Consider the following 22,233-nt stretch of genomic DNA (forward strand, 5'->3'; position numbering starts at 1 on the left):
GGGGCTCCCCTTACTGAGAGGAGCCCCAATAAGTGTGATCAGTCGGAGATGTCCACGTCGCCGAGCTCGTGGAAGCGCTTGGCGATGAGTTCCGGCGTGGTGTCGGAAATCCATGCGGCCATGCCGGATTCCGAGCCTGCCAGGTACTTGATCTTGTTGGCTGCACGGCGGAAGGAGAAGAACTGCAAGTTCAGGCGGTAGTTCTCACGGCGCGGATCGTGAATCGGGGCCTGATGCCATGCGGAGATGTACGGCAGATCCATGCCCTTGCCATCGCCCTTGTCGAAGAACGCGTTGCCGCGCTTGAGCAGATGGGAGTACATGGAGGCCAGATCCCAGCGTTCCTGATCGTTGAGCTGGTCGAGGGTCAGCACGTCGCGCACCGGGGCAACGTGCACCTCAAGGGGCCAGCGAGCGGCGGCCGGCACGTAGGCCACCCAGCTGTGGTTGCGCATCACGATGCGTTCGCCGGCTTCGAGCTCGGCGTTCATGATGTCCTTGAGCAGGTTGCCGCCGGTCTTCTCGTGGTAGGCCTCGGTGTGCTTGAGCTCCTTCTCCATCTTCGGAGCGATGAACGGGTAGCAGTAGACCTGACCATGAGGGTGCGCCAGGGAAACGCCGATCTCGGCACCGTGGTTCTCGAACGGGAAGATCTGCTCGATGCCTTCCATCTTGGAGATTTCAGCGGTGCGGAAAGCCCAGGCTTCGACGACAGTGCGCAGGCGGGAGACCGGCAGATCGGCCGGCAGGCCGTCCTCGTTCGGGTCGAAGCAGATCACTTCGCAGCGGCCGGCGGCGGGCTTCTGCTCCCACAACGGGTTGCCGTCCACGAACTTCACGGAATCGTCCTCACCGGGCACACGCACCATCGAGGGGAAGCGGTTTTCGAACACCACCACGTTGTAGTCGGTGTCCGGAACCTCGCCGTCCTGGTACGGGTCGCCGGGCTTACGGGCGGCCAGCGGGTTGCCCTTGGCGGTGGCGCCGGGGCCCGCGGTGATCGGGCGGTTCATACGGGCGGTCGCCATCGGAATCCAGTCGCCAGTCAGCGGGTCACGGCGCATCTGCGGAGCGGCGTACGGCACTTCGTTGCCGTCGGCGTCCAGATGCGGGGCAAAACGGTAATCCAGCGGGCGCGGATCCTTGAGCTCGCGGGTCTTCTTGCCGGAGACATACTCCGGATCATCATCCAGGTAGAAGAAGTCACGTCCATCGGCCAGCTTGGTCGGCGTAATGCGGATGTGCTCCTTCGCGTATTCACCCGGTTCGTAGTTGGCAAACTCTGCCATCTTCACTCACTTTCCTCATTGGTCTCGCTCTGGTGAGCCAGCACGAGTTCCTTGACCAAATCCTTCGTTTTGGCGGCGGAGTCGGGGTCGAGACCGTCGTCGGTGATGACCGTATCCACTTGGTCGAAGCGCGCGAACAAGGACAGCGACGTGCAACTCCACTTGGTGTGATCGGTCAAAACTATGGTGCGATCGGCGATGTCCATCATCGCCATATCGGTTGCGGCTTCCAGCGAATTCGGCATCAGGAAGCCGCGAGGAATCGACACCGAATGGGTGCCCAAGAATACGGTGTTCACGCGCAGCGATGCGACGACTTTGTCGGCGATCGGCCCGACGAGAGAGTTCGAACGCGTGATCACGCCGCCGGTGACGATCACTTCCACATCCTTGGATTCCAGGGCCTGGACCAGTTCGGCAACGGGAATCGAGTTGGTGAGAATGGTGATGCCACTGGACTGCTGTGATTCAAGCAGATGCTGGGCGAATACGTAGGCCGTGGTGCCGCCGCCGATGGCGATCACGTCTCCGGGTGCCACGTATTTCACGGCCTCCTGGGCGATGGCGTCCTTCAGACCAATGTCCATCTGGGACTTCACGGAAAACAGTGGCTCGCTCAACAGAGTGCTGGTGGTTACGGCACCGCCATGGACGCGCTTGAGCAGGCCCTTATCGGCCAGCTCGGCGATGTCACGGCGGATGGTCATCGCCGAAACTCCCAGCTCCTTGGATAGCGCGGTAATGCGCACTGCACCACGGGTGCGCAACCTGCTCAAGATAAGGTGCTGACGTTGTGACGAAATCATACGAACATTATCGCACACAAAAGCTCACAAACAAAACCGTGTTGAGCGTTTTTCAGCCAATGTTTGCGTTCGCTTCCGTTCGAATGGCTGATTTCCTTGCTTTCGCCACATCCACCGCGTCCCAATCGCTCAAAATCGAACATTTTCCAAGTCAGCCATCGCAATACCACCCATTCCAAACCACCGGCAAACCGCACCACATCACCGTGAAACATCCTGTGAAACACCGACGGCAAGCCATTACCACAACAGAAGTCACAGGAAACCTCATAGCAAACGGTAGTCATCAACCGCTCATCAGTGAGAGAATAGGCACTATGACTTACGTTATCGATAATTTCTGGCATGATGCCGTCAACAAGGCGACCACCGACTTGTTCACCTTCGGATACAAGCACATCATCAAGCCGAATTTCGTATTCAACCATCGCCCCGACGAAGCCCATGACCAGATGATCGAATTCTGCCATGTGGTCCGCAACATTCCTCCGCTGCTGCTCGCCGAGCGCACGATGCTTGATTACACCGATCCCATTCTGGAGACCAATGTCATGGGCATCGACTTCTCCAACCCGTTCGGTCTGTCCGCAGGCCTCGACAAGAACTGCGACATGCCCGTGGTGCTCGACAATGCCGGTTTCGGCTTCGAAACTGTGGGCTCCACCACCGCCCGACCCTGCCCCGGCAATCCGAAGCCCTGGTTCCACCGCCTGCCTGAATACGATTCGATGATGGTGCACGTGGGTCTCGCCAACATCGGTTCGGATAAGGTGATCGAACGCGCCGAAAAGGCCTGGACCAATACCAGGCAGATGCAGATTTCCGTTTCCATCGCCCGCACCAATGATGAGCTGTGCGGCGATCTGGACGAGGGCATTGAGGATTACTGCATCTCCATGCGTCGCGCCGCCGGCCGCACGGCGATGGTGGAGGTGAATATCTCCTGCCCGAACACCCATGTGGGCGAACCGTTCACCGCCTCCCCCGAGGCGCTGGACCGGCTCTTCACCGCACTGGATAAGATCGACCGTCCGCAGCCCACGCTGGTCAAGATGCCGCTCAACAAGCCGTGGGCGGAATATAAGGAGCTGCTCGACGTGCTGGCCGAGCACAATGTGCAGGGACTCTCCTTGGCGAATCTGCAGAAGGACCGCACCGGCCTCGAGATTCCACGTGACTGGGAGGGAGGCCTTTCCGGCGGCCCATGCACCACCGCCAGCAACGCATTGGTACGCAAGGTCTATCAGGAATATGGCGACCGATTCACCATTGCCGGCATCGGCGGCATCTTCACCCCCGAGCAGGCCTACGAGCGCATCCGCTCCGGCGCAAGCCTCATCATGTTCATCAGTTCGCTGATGTATCGCGGCCCGCAGCAGATCACCGTATTGAAGCGCGGTCTCGCACAGCTGCTGCGCCGCGATGGATTCGAGCACGTCTCCGACGCCGTCGGCGTTGACGCGCGGTAATCGTTGCAGCGATCACGGCGATACAGGAATTCAACACCGCTCGATGCAGTTCTGCGCCGGTTCCCCTCAGGAGAATCCGGCGCAGAACACACCAATCAGAACAAGCTGGCTGAATCCGTAATCAGTATGCGCCGCGAATGTACTGCGGCTGATACGGCGCTTCCGTGGCGGGCACGCCAAGCTTGTTGGCCGCGCGCAACGGCCAGTAGGGATCGCGCAACGCGGCGCGACCAATCTCCACAGCATCAGCCTCACCACGGGCCACAATCTTGTTGGCCTGCTTCGGCTTGGTGATCAGGCCCACTGCAGTGGTCGGAATCTCGGCCTTCAAACGCACCTGCTCGGCGAATGGCACCTGATAGTTCGCCTTCACCGGGATGGAGACGCCAGCCATAATGCCGCCGGTGGAAACATCCATCAAATCGACGCCATGCTCCTTCAGCATCTTGGAAACCACGATGGTCTGATCCAGATCCCAACCGCCGGCAGCCCAATCAGTGGCGGAAATGCGCACCAGCACCGGCATGCCTTCCGGCACGGTGGCACGTACGGCATCCACTACTTCCAACAGGAAACGGGCGCGGCCTTCCAAATCGCCGCCATATTCATCCGTACGCTCGTTGCACAGCGGATCCAGGAATTCGGAAATCAGGTAGCCATGAGCCGCATGGATCTCGATGGCCTGGAAACCGGCTGCAACGGCACGGCCGGCAGCTGCGGCAAACGCGCCTACGATGCCATGGATCTCATCCACGGAAAGTTCGCGAGGGGCGTTCAGTCCACCGAAAGCAATCGGAGAAGGCGCGACCGTAGACCAGCCGCCGGCCTCTTCGGGCACGCTTTGGCCTTCATAACCCACAGCGAAGCAACCGGTGGAAGCCTTGCGCCCAGCATGGTTGAGCTGCACGGCAGGCACAGCACCGGCATTGCGAATGCCATCCACAATCCAACGCCATGCGTCGATCTGGCCATCCTCCCACAAGCCGACATCGCATGGCGAAATACGACCTTCCGGCGCTACGGCGGTCGCTTCGGCGATGATCATGCCGAATCCACCGAAGGCGCGGGAAACGTAATGCTGGTAATGGAATGGCGTGGGCTTGCCATCACGGGCGAGCGCGGAATACGTGCACATCGGCGGCAGCCAGATGCGATTACGCACCGTCACATCGCGCAGTCCCATCGGGGTGAACAGTCCAATACGATTCTTTTTCGCTTCCTTAGCCACGCTCTTGCCTTTCTTCTCGGCCTTATCGGCCTTATCGGCTTTCTTTCCGCCGCTCTTGCCGTTTTTGCCGCTGGACTTCTTACCACCGGCAGCCAACTCGGATTCCACTGTCTCCGGACCTGATGCGGCCAACGTCACCGCCTTCAGCTCAGGCACATCGAAGCCCCTGAAATCAAAATTCTCATGCTTCAGCTCATCGCCGCCCATGAATCCCCTCCAATGATCCCCTTCCCATGGCCGACCGATGCTGCGCATGCACCCTGCAACGGATACGCATGACCCGCAGAGGCCGGCCGCAGTATTTTGTTATGTATCCTGCTCAATTGTAAAACGGGCGCCGCCTCATTAAGGCAACGCCCGCTAACTATGTAGTCAAGGATTCACAATCGATGATGGTCGCTCATGATTGCGCTCCTCGGTGTCACTGACCGCTCTGATTCTGGTTCGTGCTGTTTCCACTTTGGTTGTTGTTCGTGGAATTGTTGGAATTATTGGTGGTGGACTTCTGCGTACTATAAGCGCGTCCGCCAATGCCCAATGTGGTGCCGCTGGCCGTATACTTCGACGCAGGCTGACCATAGTCATTGTCGATCGGCAACTGTTTCTTGTCCGCGTACGCATTCAAGAAATTACGGGCTGCCGGTGCGGCGATGGTGGAACCATCCCAGTAGCTGTTGTACACACCGTTGATACGGATATTCGCAATGCGATGCGTGTATGGGTTCTGAGCATCACCGACCACTGCGAACGTCGCGATCTGGTTCGGAATGAACGTGCCGGCAGACACGGCCAAATCCTCGCTCGTACCAGTCTTACCGAAGGACTTTCGTCCATTGTTCAGCTTGAATGACCCACCTGCACCATCGGCTCTTGTCACACCTTGGTTCAAGGTGTATGCAAGCGTCTGGATGATGTCCTTATCAACAGCCTGATGGCAGTTGGCGGAAGGCACCTTCAGATCATGGCCATCGCCATCGGTCACCTTGGAAATGGCAATCGGGTTGCACTGCACGCCATTGGAGGCGTACACGGCGAAGATGGATGCCATGGTCAGCGGGGAGACGTTGACGGAACCAATCATCATGGACGGGGTGAACGATGAGGTCTTATCAATCGTCTCGCCGGTTTTCGCATCATGATAACCGAGCTCGGTAGCCGTATCCGCCACCTTGCACAGCTTCATGATGGAGCCCATGGAAGCCTGCGTGGTGTTGTGGGATCGAACCAGGCCGAGGAACGGGCTTTCAGGGTTCGTCGTGCCGCCGAACGCGTTCTGGACCTTCCATGAATCAGCGCCGCCCGTGTAACGGTCGCACGCAAAATCGGTGGTCGGATAGCTCGTCGTCGTCTGCAGATTGTCGTTGATGGAATGACCTGCCTCCATCCAGGCAATCAGATTGATCGGCTTCCACGAAGATCCGATAGTCCAGCCGGAGCCGCCGCCATCCGCAAGATCAACGGCATAATTCTGACTGGTCTTGGTCTCATCATTGGCGGCCGCAGGCGTAGCATCATAATAACGGTTCAAACCGAAGCCCAGCACTTCGCCAGTGCCTGGTTTGACTGCCGCCATGGCGATTTCCATGCCACTGGAATCGTCCGGCGGAATCGTGCCACGCGCGGTTTCCATCAGCATGGAGTTCGCATCCAGGTCGAGTGTGGTCACAATCTTCAAGCCGCCTTCCTGCAGAAGCTTGTAGCGATCGGCCTGGGTCTTGCCGAACTCTTCGGAGTTCTGGATGCGATGCACCACATAATCGCAGAAGAACGCGTAATCACCGGTATCCTGGCAGCCCACGTTCACGGCCTGCACCTTCAAGGTATCTTTCAGCGGAGTGGCCTTGGCCTTTTTGGCTTCGTCCTGGGAAATATATTTTTCTTGAGCCATCAGATCCAACACAATGTTGCGCTGCTTCTGGCTTTCCTCCTGATTGGCCTCGATCAGCGGATCATACTTGTTCGGATTCTTGGTGATGGCGGCGATCGTAGCGGCCTGAATCGGCGTCAGCTCAGAGGCGGAGACGCTGAAGTAGCGCTGTGCCGCGGTTTCCACACCATAGAGGTTGGTGCCGAACTGGGCGATGTTGAGGTATCCCTGCAGAATCTCGGCCTTGGAGTACTTCTTCTCCATCTGCACGGCGATGAGCATCTCACGAATCTTACGGGCCACGGTATCTTCGGTGGCATGGTACTGGGCGATGGAATCGTCATCTTCGATCGCCTGCATCAGCAGCACATTCTTGACGTACTGCTGGGTCAGGGACGAACCACCCTGCTGTGAGCCGTGCACCAAGTAGGTCTGCACGAACGCACGCATCACGCCCTGCACATCCACACCGGCATGGCTCCAGAAGCGGCGATCCTCTCGCGCCACCACGGCCTGCTGCATGGCTTTGGAAATCTTCTTCAGCGGAACCACGATACGGTTCTGGTTATAGAACGTGGCGATAACGGTGGTGCCATCGTTCGCATACATAGTCGACTTCTGCGGCAAATTAGTCACGTCGAAGTCCACGTTCTCCACCTTCAGCGAGGGGATAACGGCCTTGGCGGCCTGGTTCGCGCCGATCACACCGGGCACGAACAATACGCTGGCCACTACGCCGCCTGATACGGCGAGCATGATGTAGGCCAGTAGGAGAACAAGCACACGACGAACTGTCAAGGACTTCTTTTTGGGCATGGGCCCCATTCTAAATGGCCCGGCGTACCAATCCAGTGACGAGTCCGTTACCACAGCCAATCATCACAAGAATCGCACTAGCGTAAAGTTTGCTGGACAATGGCCGAATGCGCATGGCCCGAATGCGCATCGTCAGCCGGCAGCCATCGACCGCCGGCTATCGCCGCGAACGCCGGATCAGCATACCTGGCTGGAAGATGACGATCGAGCGGCCATCGCGTGCAATCCATCCACGGTTCGAGAAGTCCATCAGCGCCTTGTTCACGGTCTCACGGCTGGAACCCACCAGCTGGGCCAGTTCCTCCTGCGTCAGGTCATGCGGCACCTTGAGCCCCTGCTCCACCGGCTCGCCGAAGCGAGATCCCAAGTTCAGCAGCGTTTTGGCAAGACGGGCGGGCACATCCATGAACACCAAATCGGAGATGCGCTCATTGTTGGCACGCTGACGATTGGCCATCACCTGCAGCATGTCGATGGCCACACGCGGGTGCTCGTCCAGCCAGGAGAACAGCGCATCGTGCTCCAGCCACACCACTCGGGTGCCGTTGCCCATGGCCACGGCCGAGGCGGTGCGTGGCCCGCCATGCGGATCAAACACCGGAATCTCGCCAAGCACTTCACCGGGAGCATGGATGGAAAGCAGCTGCACGCGATCATCCGCGGAAGTACGAATCAGTTTGACGCGCCCCCGCTCAAGCAGATACATGCGTTGATCGGTGTCGCCTTCGGAGAAAATATGGTCGCCCTTATCGAACACGGCTCGTTTGAGATGCGGAATCAGCTCCTCTGCCTCAGCTGGTGAGACCTGCTTGAACAGCGCAGTCTGCAGCAGAATGTTCTCCTCATCGGAAAACATGTTTGGAGTATCCACACTCATCGCACCGTCCTTATGCTCATAGCCGGCGTCGGCCACTCGTCATATTGTAACGCGCCTCACACATTCCGTCAGGATTTTGTTCGCGTTCACAATAAGTCGTATTCGCTGCCTGCGCCATGGCTCGCATCTCCTCGCAGCCGGTCTCTTCATTGGCTGCTTATGCCAGCCATTGCAACATATGGTCGACGATTGATTCCCGGCTCAATCCTGTCTGGCTTTTCAGCGGATCAACGCGTTTCTGCGCCGATTTCACGGCTTTGTCGGATAACTTCTCACGGCTGGTATTGAGTACCTGCCCCATCTTGGCGGCGTCGATGTCGTACGCCATGGTCGCATGATGCAGAACCGAGCCCAAAGCCGTGCCACCGTAGCCTTCCACGCCGCGCCCTTTTGCCTCGCAACCGCCTCGGCTATCGCTCTCTTCCCTGTCATAACCGTCTGCGTCATTCGCGCTCCTGCCATGCGCTGTCCGGCTCACAGGGAAGCGCCGCTGCGCCGCTCCCCCAATCTTGCCGTATTGCGAGGCGATGTCATTGAGCCCCGCGAAACGCACATCCAGTCCGAGTTCGCGAAGCGCTTCCACCAGCCACCAGTCGCAGAGTTTATAGGATTCCTCGATGCCGACGCCTTGCACGAATTCCAATGTCGCATAGAGCGAATAGGTAATTGTATTGCCCGGCTCGATGAACATGGCACCGCCGCCGGTGCATCGGCGCACCACATCGAATCCGAGTCGCTGTGCCACATCAAGGTTCACTTCGTCCGGCGCTGACTGGAATCGGCCAATCACCACCGCCGGCCCGGCCCATTCCCAGATGCGTAGTGTCGGCGGACGCTTGCCTTCCGCCACCTCGCGCGCCCAGGATTCATCAATCCGCATCTGTTCGGCAGGCGTGCGCGGATGATCATGGAGCACGATCAGATTGCGTTTGAGCCGCTCCCATCGTTCGGCATAGTCACCGGCACGCTCCTGCGCCGCGGCGCCTTGCGCGCTGCCGCCAGACGCAGCCGTACGGAGCTGCTCGGCATCCACCATCTCGGAATCGGCAATCGATCCCTTATATATGGGGCCTGACTCGGTGCCCGTATCGCCGGCTCCGCCATCTCCCTCGCAAACGGCCCGGGAATAAGCGGTTGCTATCGCTGCGGCATCGGTACCAATCAGCCGGCAATCCGGATATGCATCGATTGCCGACCGCAACGGCTGATCAGCGACCAAGGCCCTGGTTATGGCGCGCAGATACTGCTCCGCAGTTTCGTCATCCGGCGCGTTCACGAAGAAGTCGCCGTCAAGCCGACAGGACCGCACCGTCCCGTCCACATCAAGCGTCACGTTTACCGCGACCAGCTTGCCGCCCGGCGTCTTGTATTCCCCTCGTCTCATTCTCGCTCCGCTCACGCCCCCCACCATAGCAAGGCGCCATCGCGTTCACGTGCCCATACCCTCTTTGACTGTAGGTTTTTGAACATCAACTGTCGGAAATTCAACACTGACTGTCGGAAATTACACAAAAACTGTAGGTTTTTCAACGGAAAACGTTCAAAAACCTACAGTCAGTGTTCAAAAGCCTACAGCCGACGTTGGAATTCCTACAGCCGATGTCCAAAAACCTACAGTCAAGGCGTGGATATGCCCCGCATATCTCACATACGGTTGAGAATATCCTGACCAACCTGGTCGGTGGAGCGAACGGTGGAGCCAAGCTCCTCGATATCCGCCTCGACGGCCTTGTGAATCCTCTTGGCCGCATCGTCGAAGCCGAGATGTTCAAGCAGCATGGCGGCGGAGAGGATGGCGGCGGTCGGGTTGGCCTTGTTCTGGCCGGCGATGTCCGGAGCGGAACCATGAATCGGCTCAAACATGGATGGATATTCGTCGGAGGCGTTGATGCAGCCGGAGGCGGAGTATCCCACACCGCCGACCACGGCACCGGCCTCATCAGTGATGATGTCGCCGAAGAGGTTATCAGTCAGAATCACGTCGAAACGGGACGGGTCGGAAACCAGGAAGATGGTGGTGGCGTCGATGTGCAGATAGTCGTGGGATACCTCAGGGTATTCCTCGGCGACCTTGTTCACGATGCGCTGCCACATGTCGCCAGCGTTGACCAGCACGTTCTTCTTGTGTACGAGCGTCACATGCTTCTTGCGCTTCATGGCGAGCTTGAAGGCGTAACGCACCACACGCTCCACACCGTAGGCGGTGTTAATGGAGACCTCAGTGGCCACCTCGTTCGGGGTGCCGCGACGCACGGCACCGCCTGCACCGCAGTAGAGACCTTCAGTGCCTTCACGCACTACCACGAAGTCGATGTCGCCAGGGTTGGCCAGCGGCGAAGTGACACCCTTGTAAAGCTTGGAAGGGCGCAGGTTCACGTACTGGTCGAGGTCGAAACGGAGCTTCAGCAGCAGGCCGCGTTCGAGGATGCCGGCCTTGATGCGCGGGTCGCCCACGGCACCGAGCAGAATGGCGTCGTTGGCCTTGATGCGTTCCTCTTCCTCTTCGGGAAGAATGGCACCATCGCGCAGATAGCGCTCAGCGCCGAGATCGAAATGCTCGTATTCGAAGTCAGCCACGCCTTCGGCGGCTTTTTCCAAGGCCTTCTGTGCCCAAGGGGTGACTTCCTTGCCAATGCCGTCTCCGGGAATGACGGCGATCTTGTATGTCTTTGCCATGCCATGGGAGCCTACTCGCGTGCCCACGTGCCGGTTATCTTCCGCTCAGCACGTGGACACATCAATGGACCCCGCATGCCATATTGCACACCATCGAGCGCAATCGCGCACGATCGCGCAAGTCACGCTTAGCGCGTGATGTGCATGACGGCCAGGCACCAAGCGTTCTCGTAGGAGACTTCCTCCCACTGCTTGTATCGCCCGGACCGGCCGCCATGACCGGCCTCCACCTCGATCTTCGCCACGGCATCCACACCGGCCGCCTGCAATCGGGCCAGCCATTTGAGCGGTTCGACGTAGAGCACGCGGGTATCGTTCATCGATGTGGTGATGAAGATGCGAGGGAAGCAGACGGCATCATCCGAGGCTTCCGGCGCATTTTCATATGGCGTGTACGACTTCATGTACTCGTACACGCCGGCATCGTGCAGCGGGTCGCCCCATTCATCCCATTCGGTGACGGTCAGCGGCAGATCCGGATCCAGAATCGAAGTCAGCGCGTCCACGAACGGCACGTCCGCCTCGATGCCGGCGAAACACTCCGGCGCCATATTGGCCACCGCGCCCATCAACAGGCCGCCCGCGGAACCGCCGTTGGCCACAGTGCGCCGAGGATCGGCCAGATGCGCAGCCTGCAATGCGCGCGTGGCATCCACGAAGTCCTCGAACGAATGCTTCTTGTTGAGCCTGCGCCCCTGCTCATACCAGGCGCGCCCCATTTCGCCGCCGCCACGAATATGCGGCACCGCGTACAGCACGCCGCGATCGAGCATGCTCAGACGGGCCACGGAGAAGCCGGGATCCGAGGCAATCTCATACGCCCCATACCCGGTGATGAACATCGGCGAATCCTGCGCCGGAAAGTCGCGGCGCCACACCAGCGACACCGGAATCCGCTCGCCGTCGCGCGCGGTAATCCATACGCGACGCTCCATATAGTCGCGCGGGTCGAAATCACCGAGCACCTTGCCTCGTTTGAGCAGCGTATCGACTCCGGTCGCCGGGTCTATCTCGTGCAACTCGCCTGGACGCGTGTAGCTGGAGAAGGAGTAGCGCATACGCGGCGCCTCGTACGAGGGGTTGCCGCCGGTGCCGATGCTGTACAGGCGCCGGGTCTCGCCCGGCAGATGGTCATCGCTCGCGCCATCGAATGATGAGGTGTGATCTTGCGGAAGACTTTGCGGAAGATTCTGCAGAACCGCAGGCGATGTACCATCGGCGTCAACCTCTACGCCGTCCTCGGTCCACAGTCGTTCGCCATGGTCGCCGGTGCTGTCCGCACGATCGGCGGCGACCATATCCCAATCATTCTCAAGCGGCGGCGGCAGCAATTCAATGAATCGCCAAGGTCGTCCGGCGAGAAAATCAGCGGCAGCGGCCTGCTTGGTGGTGTACGCCACATGAGACTGACCATCGGCTCGGTAGCTCAACGCCACGAAATGCTTATGCAACGCGATGCCTTCGATGCCGAGGCCATGCGCGCCTTGCAGGATGGTCGGATTGGCCGGATTGAAGTACGCCTCGGTGATTGGACGGTCAGGTTCACCGTGTTCGCAGCCGTATGGTGAGCCTGCGGCCACGCATACGCCTTCGCCTAGGCGATATGGCGGTTTGTGTGCGCGCATATCGACCACGTCGATTTCGAAATTCGGATTGTTGGCGTTGTGATAGACCACGGCCAACGGCACGTCCTCGCCATGGTCGCCCGCGCCTTCGAAACAGGCGAAGCTCACATCGTATTCCACGCCGTCCTTGCGAGGGATGAACGCCTGGAACTCGCCTTCCGGCGTGGACACCGGCAACATCAGCACCTCGGTGGTGGTTTTCGAACCGGTGCCGATCACGATGCTGCGCTCGTCGAAGCTGATGCCCGCGCCCACCCAGAAGCGCTCGTCGGCCTCGCGATACACGCAGACGTCCGATTCGACCGGCGTGCCCACATGGTGACGCCAGATAGCGCATGGACGCCATGAGTCATCGACTTCAGTCCAGAACACCCACTGACCGTCCGGCGTGAAGCATGCGCCGCCGATGCCTTTGAACAGTTCCGGCAGTTCCACAGGCCGCCCCTGCTCGAGCGTGGCATCGAGATCTCGGATGCGGAAATCATACCGTTCGTCACCGGTTACATCCACGCCGTAGAGCATCCAGCGGCCATCATGGCTTAAGTCCAAACCACCCAAGCGGAAAAAGTCGTGCCCTTCGGATTCCGCGTTGGCGTCGAACACCACTTGTTCGCCGATCATGGAACCAGGGGCACCCTGCGGGTCGACCACGGGCGGGTCCCAATCATCTGCGCCACGCACCGGCATGCGGCATTGCACCCCGTACTGCTTTCCCTGCTGAGTGCGGGTGAAATACCAGTAATCATTGATGCGCGTGGGCACGGACATGTCCGTCTCTTCCACGTGCGCCTTGAGTTCTTCGAACAGCGTGCCGCGCAGCCCGGCCAAATGCGCCATGCGCGCTTCGCAATATTTGTTCTGTGCCGCAACATAATCCTGCACTTCGGCGGATTCCTTGTTGCGCATCCATTCGTAGTTATCGATAAACACATCACCGTGGAATTCACGGCGCTTCGGTTCCCGCTTGGCCACGGGCGGCTTCATTGCAACGCTCTGCTCGGTCGTATCAGTCATATCACGCGATTGTACGCGCCGGTAAGGGACTTACCGCTACTTCGCGTGCTCACGCAGGTACGGCAGCATGGTTTTGAGCAGATTCGCGCCTGTGGTGCCGGTGAACACCGGAACTTCGGTGACCGGCATGGGCTGTGTGGAGGTAAGGCCCGCCACCGACGCCAGACCGGGGCTTTCCTTAGGGCTCAGCTGGCGGATGGCGATGGCCAGCACGCGGCCTGGATACCGTTTGACGATGGTGGCATAGGTCGTGGGGTCCTTCTGGCCGTCATCGCCCACGAGAATGAACTTCATGTCCGGAAAGTCGGCCATCAGCTGTTCGGCGAACTCCAGTTTATGCTGCGGGCCGGTAGGCACGAAGGTCTTCGGACGTGGGTCGAGGTCGCGCAACAGCAGCGGCCCCTCGGGGAATCCATGGTCGGTGATGAAGTTGCGAATCGAACTTTCCACATTCCACGGCGAGGTGGAAAGGTAGAAGAACGGGGCGTCCGGGAACAGGTCGGAGATGCGGGCGAACAGCACGCTCATGCCCGGCACGGAGGCTTTTTTCTTCGGATTCAGGAACAGCAGGTTGTATGCGGCCTTCCACAACACCGGAGCCTGGGTGATCATGATGGTGTCGTCCACGTCGGAGATGATGCCGACCTTGGCGCTGGAGGGAATCGTATACAGATTCGCACTCACCGGCTTGCGATTCTCCACACTGTAGGAGACGCGATGGATGCCAGGGGCAAGTCGATGCTCCGCCACAAGGTCAAGGTAGCCGGAGGAATCGGAAATCGCGTATTCCCCGCTCCGATCTCGCGTGCGATCCACTTTGTCGTAGACTTCGGAAGCTCCCACCTGCACGGTGTTCAGCGGCGTATCGTCGATGCTCGCCTGCACATGCGTGCGCGGTGCCGGTATGGTAAGCATGCCGCGAATGCCTCGGGTGAGTTCGCCAGGCTGCCCGTGCTCAGGCGCATAGACCGTGCGGCAGATCAGGCGCGAGTAGTCGCCTGTGCCGTAGCCGACGTACGGTTCGACGCGGGGGAACCAGCCCAGCTGCCGCGCGATAGCCGCGGAGATACGCGACCATATGCCAAAGGTATTGGTGATCGCGCGTCGCGTGAAACGAACCAGCGGAGGCTTGAATTCAAGCCGTTCACGTTTGGAAGCAGCATCGAATGTGGTGACCGCCTTGCGCGCCGGAATCGGCACGGTTGGCATGTCGTCCGTTGACGCGCCTTCCGCAACCGCAGATTCGGGAGCAGCCTCACCAGGGCCAGCGGATCCGCTGGCGTGGCGCAGTAGATGCAACGCCTCCAAATGCTTGCTTGCGGCCTCAAAATCCTCGCGTGGGCTTCTCATGCACCCCACTATAGGCCATGCATGCTATGAGCCCGCTAAGAGCGGACTCATAGCAGACAACGCAATCGTCAGCGAATGACTTTGGCGTATTCCTCTGCGGTGAGCAGGTCAGGTTCGTCATCGTCAAGTTCGACCTTCAGAATCCAGCCTTCGCCGTACGGATCACCGTTGATGACGGACGGATCGTCCGCAACATCGCGGTTCACATACTTCACCGTGCCGGCCACCGGGCTGATCATGGGCTGCACGGCCTTGGAGGATTCGAGCTCCACGATCTCGTCGCCGGCCTCCACGCGGGAGCCGGGTTCGGGAAGGTCCACGAACACCAGTTCGCCGAGCTGGTCGGCGGCAAATTCGGTGATACCCAGAATGGCGAGATCGTCATCCGAACGATCCACCCACACGTGCTCGTCGGAGTATTCGAGGTGCTCGGGAATGTCGAGGTTCAGCGGCTGTTCGGTTTCGTCGTTTTCATTCATAATGGACAGCCTAACAATCAGTACTGATAGGTGATCGCCGGATCGCCCGTGGTCGGGGTCTGGTCCAGTTTCAGGTTCGCCGCCCCCTGGGTGGTGGTGACGTCGTATTCCACGGTGACCGAGGTTTCAGGCGCCATGGAGATATCCGCCATATAGGCCATATGATTAGGTGCCTGTACCGCGGTGAACTTCGAACCATTCGACGAAGCGATGTTGGATATTTCTCCGCCCGCTGGCGTATAAAGCATCACGCGGTCCAGAGCCACGCCATTCTTGGCATTCGCGGTCACATATTCGGGCAGGGAAGCCGCTTGCGAAGCCTTGAGCGTATTGGTGAGCGTGTATGACACGTGGTACGTGTTGTCTCCGGTCTTCTTCACCGTGGAATTACGTTTGATGTACCAATCCATCTTCGAGGCCTGCATCTGATTGAGATACACGCCCGTCACCGGGTTCTGGGCATCATTGGTGATTTCACCGGTCAACCCAGCGCTACGCAATGCCGCCAGATCCTCGTCATGGAACGACCAGAAGTAGAGATGGCGCTGCTGTGCCATGGTCATCATGGTTTTCGCCACGGTCATGAGCTTCTGCGTGTTCATATCGCTGAACAAATGGTCCACCGTCTGCGCCGCCGTCTCGCTGAAATACCTATCCTGCTCGGAGACCGCAAGATCCTTATACACCGTGCTCAGCAGGAATTCCGCGGTATTGCTACCGTTCAAGACCCTGCCATCGGAAAGGGTCACGTCGCCGGTGGCTCCAATCAGCGCCTGCAAGGCCACCGGGTCAAGCGACATCACACCATCGGAATCGCCGCCGAAGGATGCCGCCTTCCAGAACTTCTGCGCCATGGTGGCCACACGCGGGAAGTCCGGGGTGGAGCTCACGTTGTGCACGTATTGGCCTAAGTACAGGCCGTTGTACAACGTGCCGTCACCCTGCTCATTGGCGTCTGCCACCGCAACATTAGTGGGATATTCCCCATCCGCATGGAACGTGCCTACAGTAATTTTCCCATTGTCCGCGCTGACCGAGCCGGCGGAGCCCACCAGGCCTCCAGCGCCACGGATCTCAGAATTGGTCTGGGCCAACAGCACATAATTGCGTGCACCGTTGGCGCCCAGGAAATTCGGCATCATATTCAGCAGACCGGAAAGGCTTTCGGTGGCCTGGGCCATTGTGGTCATCTTGTCGCGCCCCTGGTCGAGAGCGTTCTTCACCATGGGGATCTTCGGCTCCGGAAGCGACTGTATGGTCTTCGCCTGCTTCTGCATCGATTCGTTCACGGCGGACATCTGCCTGGCGGCCGCGATGATGGGCTCCATGTTGAGCTGGCCATCGCCACTGGATAGATTGGCATCGGACAGTCCGGTCACCGTCTCGCTGAGCGCAGGCAATGTGGTCTGAGCGAAATCATCCAACGTATCAATGGTGGTGCGCACGGTCGTCACATCGCCGCTCACCTGCGGCAGTTTCTCGGCGAATCCCCACAATGGACCGCTGACTTCCTGCTTGGCGGCTGCCGTCTCCTGCTGGATATAGCTCACATCGCTGAGCGATTTGACCATGTCGTCGGTCGAGCCACTGCTGATGACCTTGGCCTGGCTGATCACATTGTTGAGATGCGTTTTCGCACGCATAGCCGACTGATAGAACTGGAATCCGAAAATGCCGGCGGCACCGGCCGCCACAAGCAGCAGTGCCACAATTATCAAACAGATATTCCGTACTACATGGCTTTTTTTCTGAATCACTCGAGCATGCGAAGGCATACGCCTATCTCCTTACATTCCGCTGCGGCTTATCAGTCTATTGACGTCTATTGCACGTGACAAAAATACTAGGCCCAGTATGAACCAGTGTTTCCCGATCCCTGGCTCCTAGACGGCACTTCTTAACAAGAGGAACATATTAAGGCCATGCTTTTACAGCTCGCGACCAAGCCACTCCTCAATCATGTATCGTGCGATGGTGGCACGCCCAGGGGCAACCATGCGCCCGGAAATCAACTCGGCGGTGTATTCGTCGCGCGTCACCCAGCGTGCGGTCACGGTTTCCTCGCCGTCCACATGCACATCCGTGGTGATGGCGTGCGCTTTGAACGCCATCATCAATGATGCGGGGAATGGCCATGGCTGCGAGCCGAGGTAGCGCACTTCACCCAGTTTGATGCCGGTTTCCTCCATGGCTTCGCGGCGGGCGGCATGTTCGAGGTTCTCCCCTGCCTCCACGAATCCCGCGGACACCGAATACAGTCGCTCGTCCTTCCAGGCTGCATTGTGCTGTAACAGCAAGCGGTCCTGCCCATCGACGATGGCGGTGATCACCGCAGGCTCGACGCGCGGGAACAGGATGCGATTGCCGTCCGCCGCATTGGAGCAACGCTGCGCCCAGCCGGCGAGCGCGGTTGCCACCGGAGCGCCGCAGGTCGGGCAGAACCGCTGGCGGGAATGCCAGATGCTCAAGGTGATGGCGCTGGTGGCCTGCCCGGCTTCGCGCGCATTGGCATGCGGCGCGAACCCACGCAGATCGACCCAGTCGAATCGTGTGACTGCCTGCTGCAGCAACGTCGGCTTGGGTTCGGGCTTCTTGTCTCCCTGCGAATCGACGGATTCGTCAAACGCATCGTCCGCTCCCTGCCCTGCGGAATCCGGTACGCTAAGCGCACCATCCACCGTGCCGTAATCCTGGGTGCCGAGTACGCCGGTGATTGCGCCGGACTTGCCGGCCGCGGCGGCAGGCGGCATTTCACAACCGGCAAATCCCACGGAGGGTGCGGGTGCTTGGGCATGGGCCGCACCGGCTGCATTGGCCGCGGCACTGCCGACTTCGGGGACGCGGGAGATGTCTACCGCGACCACCGATTCGCCGCGGGCGCCGCCGTACGAGCCGAGAAACATGGCCACGGCCTGCGGGTAACGCTTGAGCTCGGCGGCGACATAGCCGCCAGGCAAGGTGGCGAGTCTCATTTTAACGTTTTCATAGTCCACGAGATCGCCTTGGCCTCGCGGCACGGCGATATGCCCGCCGCGGGTGAGAATCACCTTGGTATTGGGATCTTGCAGCAGTTCGTCGATCAGGCCCGGTTCGCTGCGACGATCCACCTGATAGTCGATGTCGCCTTGTGCGAGCGGCAGGAAGGGCAATGCCCGCGTAAGCGCGAGCGGGGAGAAATGAATATCTGCAGCCATTGAAGTCCTTATGTATCGAGCCTTTGTATCAAGCTTCACTGGGCCGCCTGCACTCGGCGGACAAGCGAAAGCAGCGCACGAGCAACGGTTTCCGGATGTTCCACGGCGCTGAAGTGCCCGCAATCGGGGATGTCCACGAATTCTGCGCCGGCGATGCGCGCGGCCAGCGGCTTCATCACACTGGGGTTGCTGGTGGGGTCGAGTTCGCCGGAGACCACGACGGTGGGCGCACTGATCGTTTCCGGCACGGCGCCCATGTCCGGGCGGCCGTATGTCATGCGCTGGCGCCATGCCAGGCCGGCCGGGTCCTGTTCTTCAATCCAGCGCGTCATGGTTGCGATGAATTCCGGGGTTTTCTTCACGGTGGAATCCCCTTCGGACGGTTTGGCGAAATGCATCACCGGCTCCACCGAGTTGGCCTGTTCCGCGGCGTCGGCCATGGCGAGACGCCCCTCACCGCCAGTGGCGTCGGATGCGGCCATCGTGTCGCACAGGGCCAATCCGGCCACGGTTTCCGGATGGCGGCGCTGGATATCCATCGCCACATAGCCGCCCATGGAAAGACCGACCCAAATGGCTTGGCGGTAACCGGCGGACTTCACCAAGTCCACGTAGACGTCCGCCAGACGGTCGAGCGCCTCGGTATAGGCGCCGTTGGCCAGCTGCGGGCCGGAATCGGCGGCGCTTGGTACCGGGGAGTCACCGGACCCGGCCATATCCGGCGCCCAAATCGGGAACGGCGGCACGTCGTTCAGGTACGAGAGGTCAGCGAGCGCTTTGGCGCAGACATCCCACATGCGGTGGTCCACCGGGTAGGCGTTCATCAGCACCACCGGCACGCCTTCGCCGTCACGATAGATATGATTTGCTAATTCGATTGCCATTTGATGTAACACTTCCCTTTATCTATGGCGTTATGCACGCCGCTCGGAACCCGGCGGCACCAGACCCAGGCTCGCCCGCCCGGGCATAAATCGGTCACACACCGGCCCAGGCGAGCGCCTGGCGCACGATGCGTCCGTGGCCATTGACCATCTGGTCGACGAATTTATCCATCATGTCGCTCTTCGGATCGACCCATTCCACGTCGAGCGTCTCATCCTGCGGCTTGCAGTCGCCAGCGATGGCCACCACATAGCACAGTGCGATCGCATGCTGACGCGGGTCGTAGTATTCGCTCAGGCCCGGGGTCGGGAAGAATTCGGCAACGGTGAACGGCTGCAGCGATGCCGGCAGCAGCGGCAGCGCGATATCACCCAGGTCCTTGGCCACATTGCGGGCAATCGCCTCGCGTAGGGTCTCATGGAACAGCACGCGGCCGGTGATCACCGTGCGTTCGATCGAGCCGTCGTCGGAGACGCGCAACAACGAGCCGACCTGTGCGATACGGCCCATGTCGTCGGTGCGCACCGGCACGATCTCCACATAGGCGATGGGCATTTGGTGGCGGGCACGGTTGATGTCCGCAGGCCCCAGCCACCCCGGAGGATTGCCATGGCCTGAGCCACCTCCGTGGATGAAGTCCTCGGGGGTGATGTTGTCGAATTCGCCACGGTTGCGGTTGGCGTCAAAGTCGCCCTCGCTGGGCACTTCATCATTCATGACTGGCATGTCTCCCATTATCGCGCGCGGCGACCGGGTTTCCTTCACCTTCCAGCGAAATATGGGCAAACATTATGGACGGATGTTTGGCTTGGGGCGCAAAACACGGCAAATGTTGGGTGGTGCTGACAAGCTGGTGGGCAGGTAAATAAGCATTTGTACCATCGCTCATTACAAGGAGGCACACATGGCGACCAAGGCCATCACTTCAGCGGATTTCGAGAAGACCATCACCGACAACGAGATCGTCTTCGTGGACTTCTGGGCCACCTGGTGCGGACCGTGCCGCGCATTCGGCCCGATCTTCGAAGCGGCTTCCGACAAGCCGGAAAACAAGGACATCGCCTTTGTGAAGGTTGATATCGACGCGAATCAGGATCTCGCCCAGGCCGCCGGCATTCAGGCGGTGCCTACGCTGATGATCGCCAAGCAGGGCGAAGTGATCTTCCAGCAGGCCGGCGCCTTGCAGGCTGCCGATCTGGATGATCTAATCGGCCAGGCCAAGGCGCTCGACCTTGCCGCCGCCAAGGCCCAGGCTGCGGCCCAGTCCGCTGAGTGATACCCGGCCGAACAGTCCCATCACTATATTCAGTGGACTTGCACTGGCGCAACCACTACATATGCCGACTCTTGCCGCTCAGCGCAGGGTCGGCTTTTGCGTTTCATCCAGTGCTCCGCCTATGATGTAGGGCAGTGTGTGCAGCTCAACGTTATGTAATCTGCACGATTTATGTGGTTCATAAAGTGACAGGTAAGAACGGCATCCGCAGTGCAATGAGCTGCAAATCAATCCAAGGAGCGTAATGACGAGACACGCGAAGAAGACCTCCCCGCTGAAGTCCCTGAGCCTAAGCAAACGTCAGTGGGCCAAGATCGGTGCAGTAATCACCGCTGGTGGTCTTATCGCCGGTGCCGGGTTCCTGTCCCGCAACTTCTACCAGTCGGACACCGTCCAACCCTCCACCCATATCACCGCGTTTTCCGCCACGGATTCGGCGGCCTCCCGTTCCGAAACCCGCGGCGCCCTCAATGCAGCCGATAAGAACACCACTTACGTCACCGTGAAGATCAATGGCGATTCCCGCGTGGTGCTTGGCGAGAAGAGCGAGATGAAGACCGTGAAGGCCGTGTTGGACACCGGCAATATCACCCTTGATCCGGCGGACGCCGTGAGCCCATCGCTCACCAGCAAGGTGACCGAGTCCACGGTGATCACCATCGAACGCGCCGGCGCCGACGTGGAGACCAATGATACGGATATTCCGTTCAACGAAGTCCGCAAGGAAACCTCGGACCTGCCCAAGGGCACCGAAAAGGTGGAGACCGAGGGCCAGAACGGTGTGATGGAGACCACCTCCCTGGTCACTCGCGCAGGCGGCAAGGTGGTTTCCTCCAACGTATTCACGTCCTGGGTCAAGAAAGCCCCTGTGGATAAAGTGATCCTGGTGGGCACCGGTTCCACCGCCTCCAGCTCGTCTTCTTCGTCCGGCTCCTCTTCCTCCAACCTCGGCACCACCGTGCCGGTGGGCGAGATGCAGACCTGGGCCCACGATTACCTGCTTTCCAACGGCTACTCCGAAAGCGACTTCACCGCAGCCAACTTCATCATCAACCATGAATCCGGCTGGAGCCCCACTGCCGCCAACCCGTCCGGGGCATACGGCTTGCCACAGGCCCTGCCCGGAAGCAAGATGGCTTCCGCCGGCGCCGATTGGGCCACCAACTACCAGACCCAATTCAAATGGTTCATCAGCTACTGCAATAGCCGTTACGGCTCCATCGCCGCGGCCTACAGCCATTGGCAGCAGTACAAGAGCTACTGATAGCTGCAGGTTTCACCTTCTAAGACCCCGCTGATATGCGGGGTCTTCTTATCGACGCAGAGTTCCTCGGGCAGTGCTAGATTTGAATCCATCTGTGAGATTTTCCAAAGAGTTAGGG

18 protein-coding genes are annotated in these 22,233 nt (G+C 59.6%); 3 read left to right on the top strand and 15 right to left on the bottom strand.

What is annotated here, in order from left to right:
- Positions 1-38: 38 nt before the first annotated feature.
- The 3 genes from galT to F7D08_RS07965 are packed head-to-tail and all read right to left on the bottom strand — an operon-like array spanning position 39 to position 2,382.
- Positions 39-1,289, bottom strand: a complete 1,251-nt coding sequence (gene galT / locus F7D08_RS07955) for a galactose-1-phosphate uridylyltransferase (RefSeq protein ID WP_152210108.1) — start codon at positions 1,287-1,289, stop codon at positions 39-41.
- A 2-nt stretch (positions 1,290-1,291) separates the two neighbouring features.
- Entirely contained in the window at positions 1,292-2,095 is an 804-nt protein-coding gene (locus F7D08_RS07960) for a DeoR/GlpR family DNA-binding transcription regulator (RefSeq protein ID WP_033891309.1), read from the bottom strand.
- On the bottom strand, positions 2,092-2,382 hold the full coding sequence (locus tag F7D08_RS07965) for a hypothetical protein (RefSeq protein WP_152210109.1): 291 nt from the start codon (positions 2,380-2,382) through the stop codon (positions 2,092-2,094). The genes F7D08_RS07960 and F7D08_RS07965 overlap by 4 nt, the downstream gene beginning before the upstream one ends.
- 30 nt (positions 2,383-2,412) lie before the next feature.
- Between F7D08_RS07965 and F7D08_RS07970 the strand changes: the two genes are divergently transcribed.
- Complete coding sequence (locus F7D08_RS07970) at positions 2,413-3,564, top strand: quinone-dependent dihydroorotate dehydrogenase (protein WP_152210110.1); 1,152 nt, start codon at positions 2,413-2,415, stop codon at positions 3,562-3,564.
- A 121-nt stretch (positions 3,565-3,685) separates the two neighbouring features.
- Here F7D08_RS07970 and F7D08_RS07975 read toward each other — a convergent pair whose 3' ends face one another.
- From F7D08_RS07975 to F7D08_RS08035, 12 genes are all read right to left on the bottom strand, one after another.
- Positions 3,686-4,999, bottom strand: a complete 1,314-nt coding sequence (locus tag F7D08_RS07975; protein ID WP_193316251.1) for an NADH:flavin oxidoreductase/NADH oxidase — start codon at positions 4,997-4,999, stop codon at positions 3,686-3,688.
- 214 nt (positions 5,000-5,213) lie between these two features.
- The gene (locus F7D08_RS07980) at positions 5,214-7,484 is read right to left on the bottom strand and encodes a transglycosylase domain-containing protein (protein WP_152210111.1); all 2,271 of its coding nucleotides are present in this window, start codon (positions 7,482-7,484) and stop codon (positions 5,214-5,216) included.
- A gap of 148 nt (positions 7,485-7,632) precedes the next feature.
- Complete coding sequence (locus F7D08_RS07985; protein ID WP_152210138.1) at positions 7,633-8,352, bottom strand: Crp/Fnr family transcriptional regulator; 720 nt, start codon at positions 8,350-8,352, stop codon at positions 7,633-7,635.
- 157 nt (positions 8,353-8,509) lie between these two features.
- Positions 8,510-9,736: a lipoate--protein ligase family protein gene (locus tag F7D08_RS09845; protein ID WP_226803441.1), complete on the bottom strand. Its 1,227-nt coding sequence runs from the start codon at positions 9,734-9,736 to the stop codon at positions 8,510-8,512.
- A gap of 260 nt (positions 9,737-9,996) precedes the next feature.
- A complete protein-coding gene (locus F7D08_RS08000; RefSeq protein WP_152210112.1) occupies positions 9,997-11,028 on the bottom strand; it encodes a 3-isopropylmalate dehydrogenase in 1,032 nt (343 codons plus the stop codon).
- A gap of 128 nt (positions 11,029-11,156) precedes the next feature.
- Positions 11,157-13,667 carry a S9 family peptidase gene (locus F7D08_RS08005; protein WP_152210113.1) on the bottom strand — a complete coding sequence of 837 codons (2,511 nt, stop codon included), beginning with the start codon at positions 13,665-13,667 and terminating at the stop codon, positions 11,157-11,159.
- Positions 13,668-13,703: 36 nt separating this feature from the next.
- A complete protein-coding gene (locus F7D08_RS08010) occupies positions 13,704-14,876 on the bottom strand; it encodes an App1 family protein (protein WP_404979667.1) in 1,173 nt (390 codons plus the stop codon).
- Between the two features lie 209 nt (positions 14,877-15,085).
- Positions 15,086-15,496, bottom strand: a complete 411-nt coding sequence (gene gcvH, locus F7D08_RS08015; RefSeq protein WP_152210115.1) for a glycine cleavage system protein GcvH — start codon at positions 15,494-15,496, stop codon at positions 15,086-15,088.
- A gap of 17 nt (positions 15,497-15,513) precedes the next feature.
- Positions 15,514-17,205, bottom strand: a complete 1,692-nt coding sequence (locus F7D08_RS08020; protein ID WP_226803439.1) for a DUF4012 domain-containing protein — start codon at positions 17,203-17,205, stop codon at positions 15,514-15,516.
- Between the two features lie 219 nt (positions 17,206-17,424).
- Positions 17,425-18,690 (bottom strand): NAD(+) diphosphatase, encoded by a 1,266-nt coding sequence (nudC, locus tag F7D08_RS08025; RefSeq protein ID WP_152210117.1) that lies wholly within the window; start codon positions 18,688-18,690, stop codon positions 17,425-17,427.
- Positions 18,691-18,725: 35 nt separating this feature from the next.
- Positions 18,726-19,574: an alpha/beta fold hydrolase gene (locus tag F7D08_RS08030; RefSeq protein ID WP_152210118.1), complete on the bottom strand. Its 849-nt coding sequence runs from the start codon at positions 19,572-19,574 to the stop codon at positions 18,726-18,728.
- Between the two features lie 94 nt (positions 19,575-19,668).
- A complete protein-coding gene (locus F7D08_RS08035; protein ID WP_152210119.1) occupies positions 19,669-20,301 on the bottom strand; it encodes an NUDIX hydrolase family protein in 633 nt (210 codons plus the stop codon).
- 178 nt (positions 20,302-20,479) lie between these two features.
- Here F7D08_RS08035 and trxA point away from each other — a divergent pair, with 178 nt between their 5' ends.
- Together trxA and F7D08_RS08045 are read left to right on the top strand one after the other, a co-directional pair.
- Positions 20,480-20,851, top strand: a complete 372-nt coding sequence (gene trxA, locus F7D08_RS08040) for a thioredoxin (protein ID WP_152210120.1) — start codon at positions 20,480-20,482, stop codon at positions 20,849-20,851.
- Between the two features lie 244 nt (positions 20,852-21,095).
- Positions 21,096-22,115 carry a G5 domain-containing protein gene (locus F7D08_RS08045; RefSeq protein WP_152210121.1) on the top strand — a complete coding sequence of 340 codons (1,020 nt, stop codon included), beginning with the start codon at positions 21,096-21,098 and terminating at the stop codon, positions 22,113-22,115.
- Positions 22,116-22,233: the final 118 nt, after the last annotated feature.

The sequence above is a fragment of the Bifidobacterium cebidarum genome (assembly GCF_009193305.1).
GTDB classification, from domain to species: Bacteria; Actinomycetota; Actinomycetes; order Actinomycetales; family Bifidobacteriaceae; genus Bifidobacterium; species Bifidobacterium cebidarum.

What these genes read in the sequence shown, in the direction of transcription:
- galT (WP_152210108.1), bottom strand. Translation starts at nt 1,289, where the DNA reads ATGGCAGAGTTTGCCAACTACGAACCGGGTGAATACGCGAAGGAGCAC.
- F7D08_RS07960 (WP_033891309.1), bottom strand. Translation starts at nt 2,095, where the DNA reads ATGATTTCGTCACAACGTCAGCACCTTATCTTGAGCAGGTTGCGCACC.
- F7D08_RS07965 (WP_152210109.1), bottom strand. Translation starts at nt 2,382, where the DNA reads ATGACTACCGTTTGCTATGAGGTTTCCTGTGACTTCTGTTGTGGTAAT.
- F7D08_RS07970 (WP_152210110.1), top strand. Translation starts at nt 2,413, where the DNA reads ATGACTTACGTTATCGATAATTTCTGGCATGATGCCGTCAACAAGGCG.
- F7D08_RS07975 (WP_193316251.1), bottom strand. Translation starts at nt 4,999, where the DNA reads ATGGGCGGCGATGAGCTGAAGCATGAGAATTTTGATTTCAGGGGCTTC.
- F7D08_RS07980 (WP_152210111.1), bottom strand. Translation starts at nt 7,484, where the DNA reads ATGGGGCCCATGCCCAAAAAGAAGTCCTTGACAGTTCGTCGTGTGCTT.
- F7D08_RS07985 (WP_152210138.1), bottom strand. Translation starts at nt 8,352, where the DNA reads ATGAGTGTGGATACTCCAAACATGTTTTCCGATGAGGAGAACATTCTG.
- F7D08_RS09845 (WP_226803441.1), bottom strand. Translation starts at nt 9,736, where the DNA reads ATGAGACGAGGGGAATACAAGACGCCGGGCGGCAAGCTGGTCGCGGTA.
- F7D08_RS08000 (WP_152210112.1), bottom strand. Translation starts at nt 11,028, where the DNA reads ATGGCAAAGACATACAAGATCGCCGTCATTCCCGGAGACGGCATTGGC.
- F7D08_RS08005 (WP_152210113.1), bottom strand. Translation starts at nt 13,667, where the DNA reads ATGACTGATACGACCGAGCAGAGCGTTGCAATGAAGCCGCCCGTGGCC.
- F7D08_RS08010 (WP_404979667.1), bottom strand. Translation starts at nt 14,876, where the DNA reads ATGCCAACCGTGCCGATTCCGGCGCGCAAGGCGGTCACCACATTCGAT.
- gcvH (WP_152210115.1), bottom strand. Translation starts at nt 15,496, where the DNA reads ATGAATGAAAACGACGAAACCGAACAGCCGCTGAACCTCGACATTCCC.
- nudC (WP_152210117.1), bottom strand. Translation starts at nt 18,690, where the DNA reads ATGGCTGCAGATATTCATTTCTCCCCGCTCGCGCTTACGCGGGCATTG.
- F7D08_RS08030 (WP_152210118.1), bottom strand. Translation starts at nt 19,574, where the DNA reads ATGGCAATCGAATTAGCAAATCATATCTATCGTGACGGCGAAGGCGTG.
- F7D08_RS08035 (WP_152210119.1), bottom strand. Translation starts at nt 20,301, where the DNA reads ATGCCAGTCATGAATGATGAAGTGCCCAGCGAGGGCGACTTTGACGCC.
- trxA (WP_152210120.1), top strand. Translation starts at nt 20,480, where the DNA reads ATGGCGACCAAGGCCATCACTTCAGCGGATTTCGAGAAGACCATCACC.
- F7D08_RS08045 (WP_152210121.1), top strand. Translation starts at nt 21,096, where the DNA reads ATGACGAGACACGCGAAGAAGACCTCCCCGCTGAAGTCCCTGAGCCTA.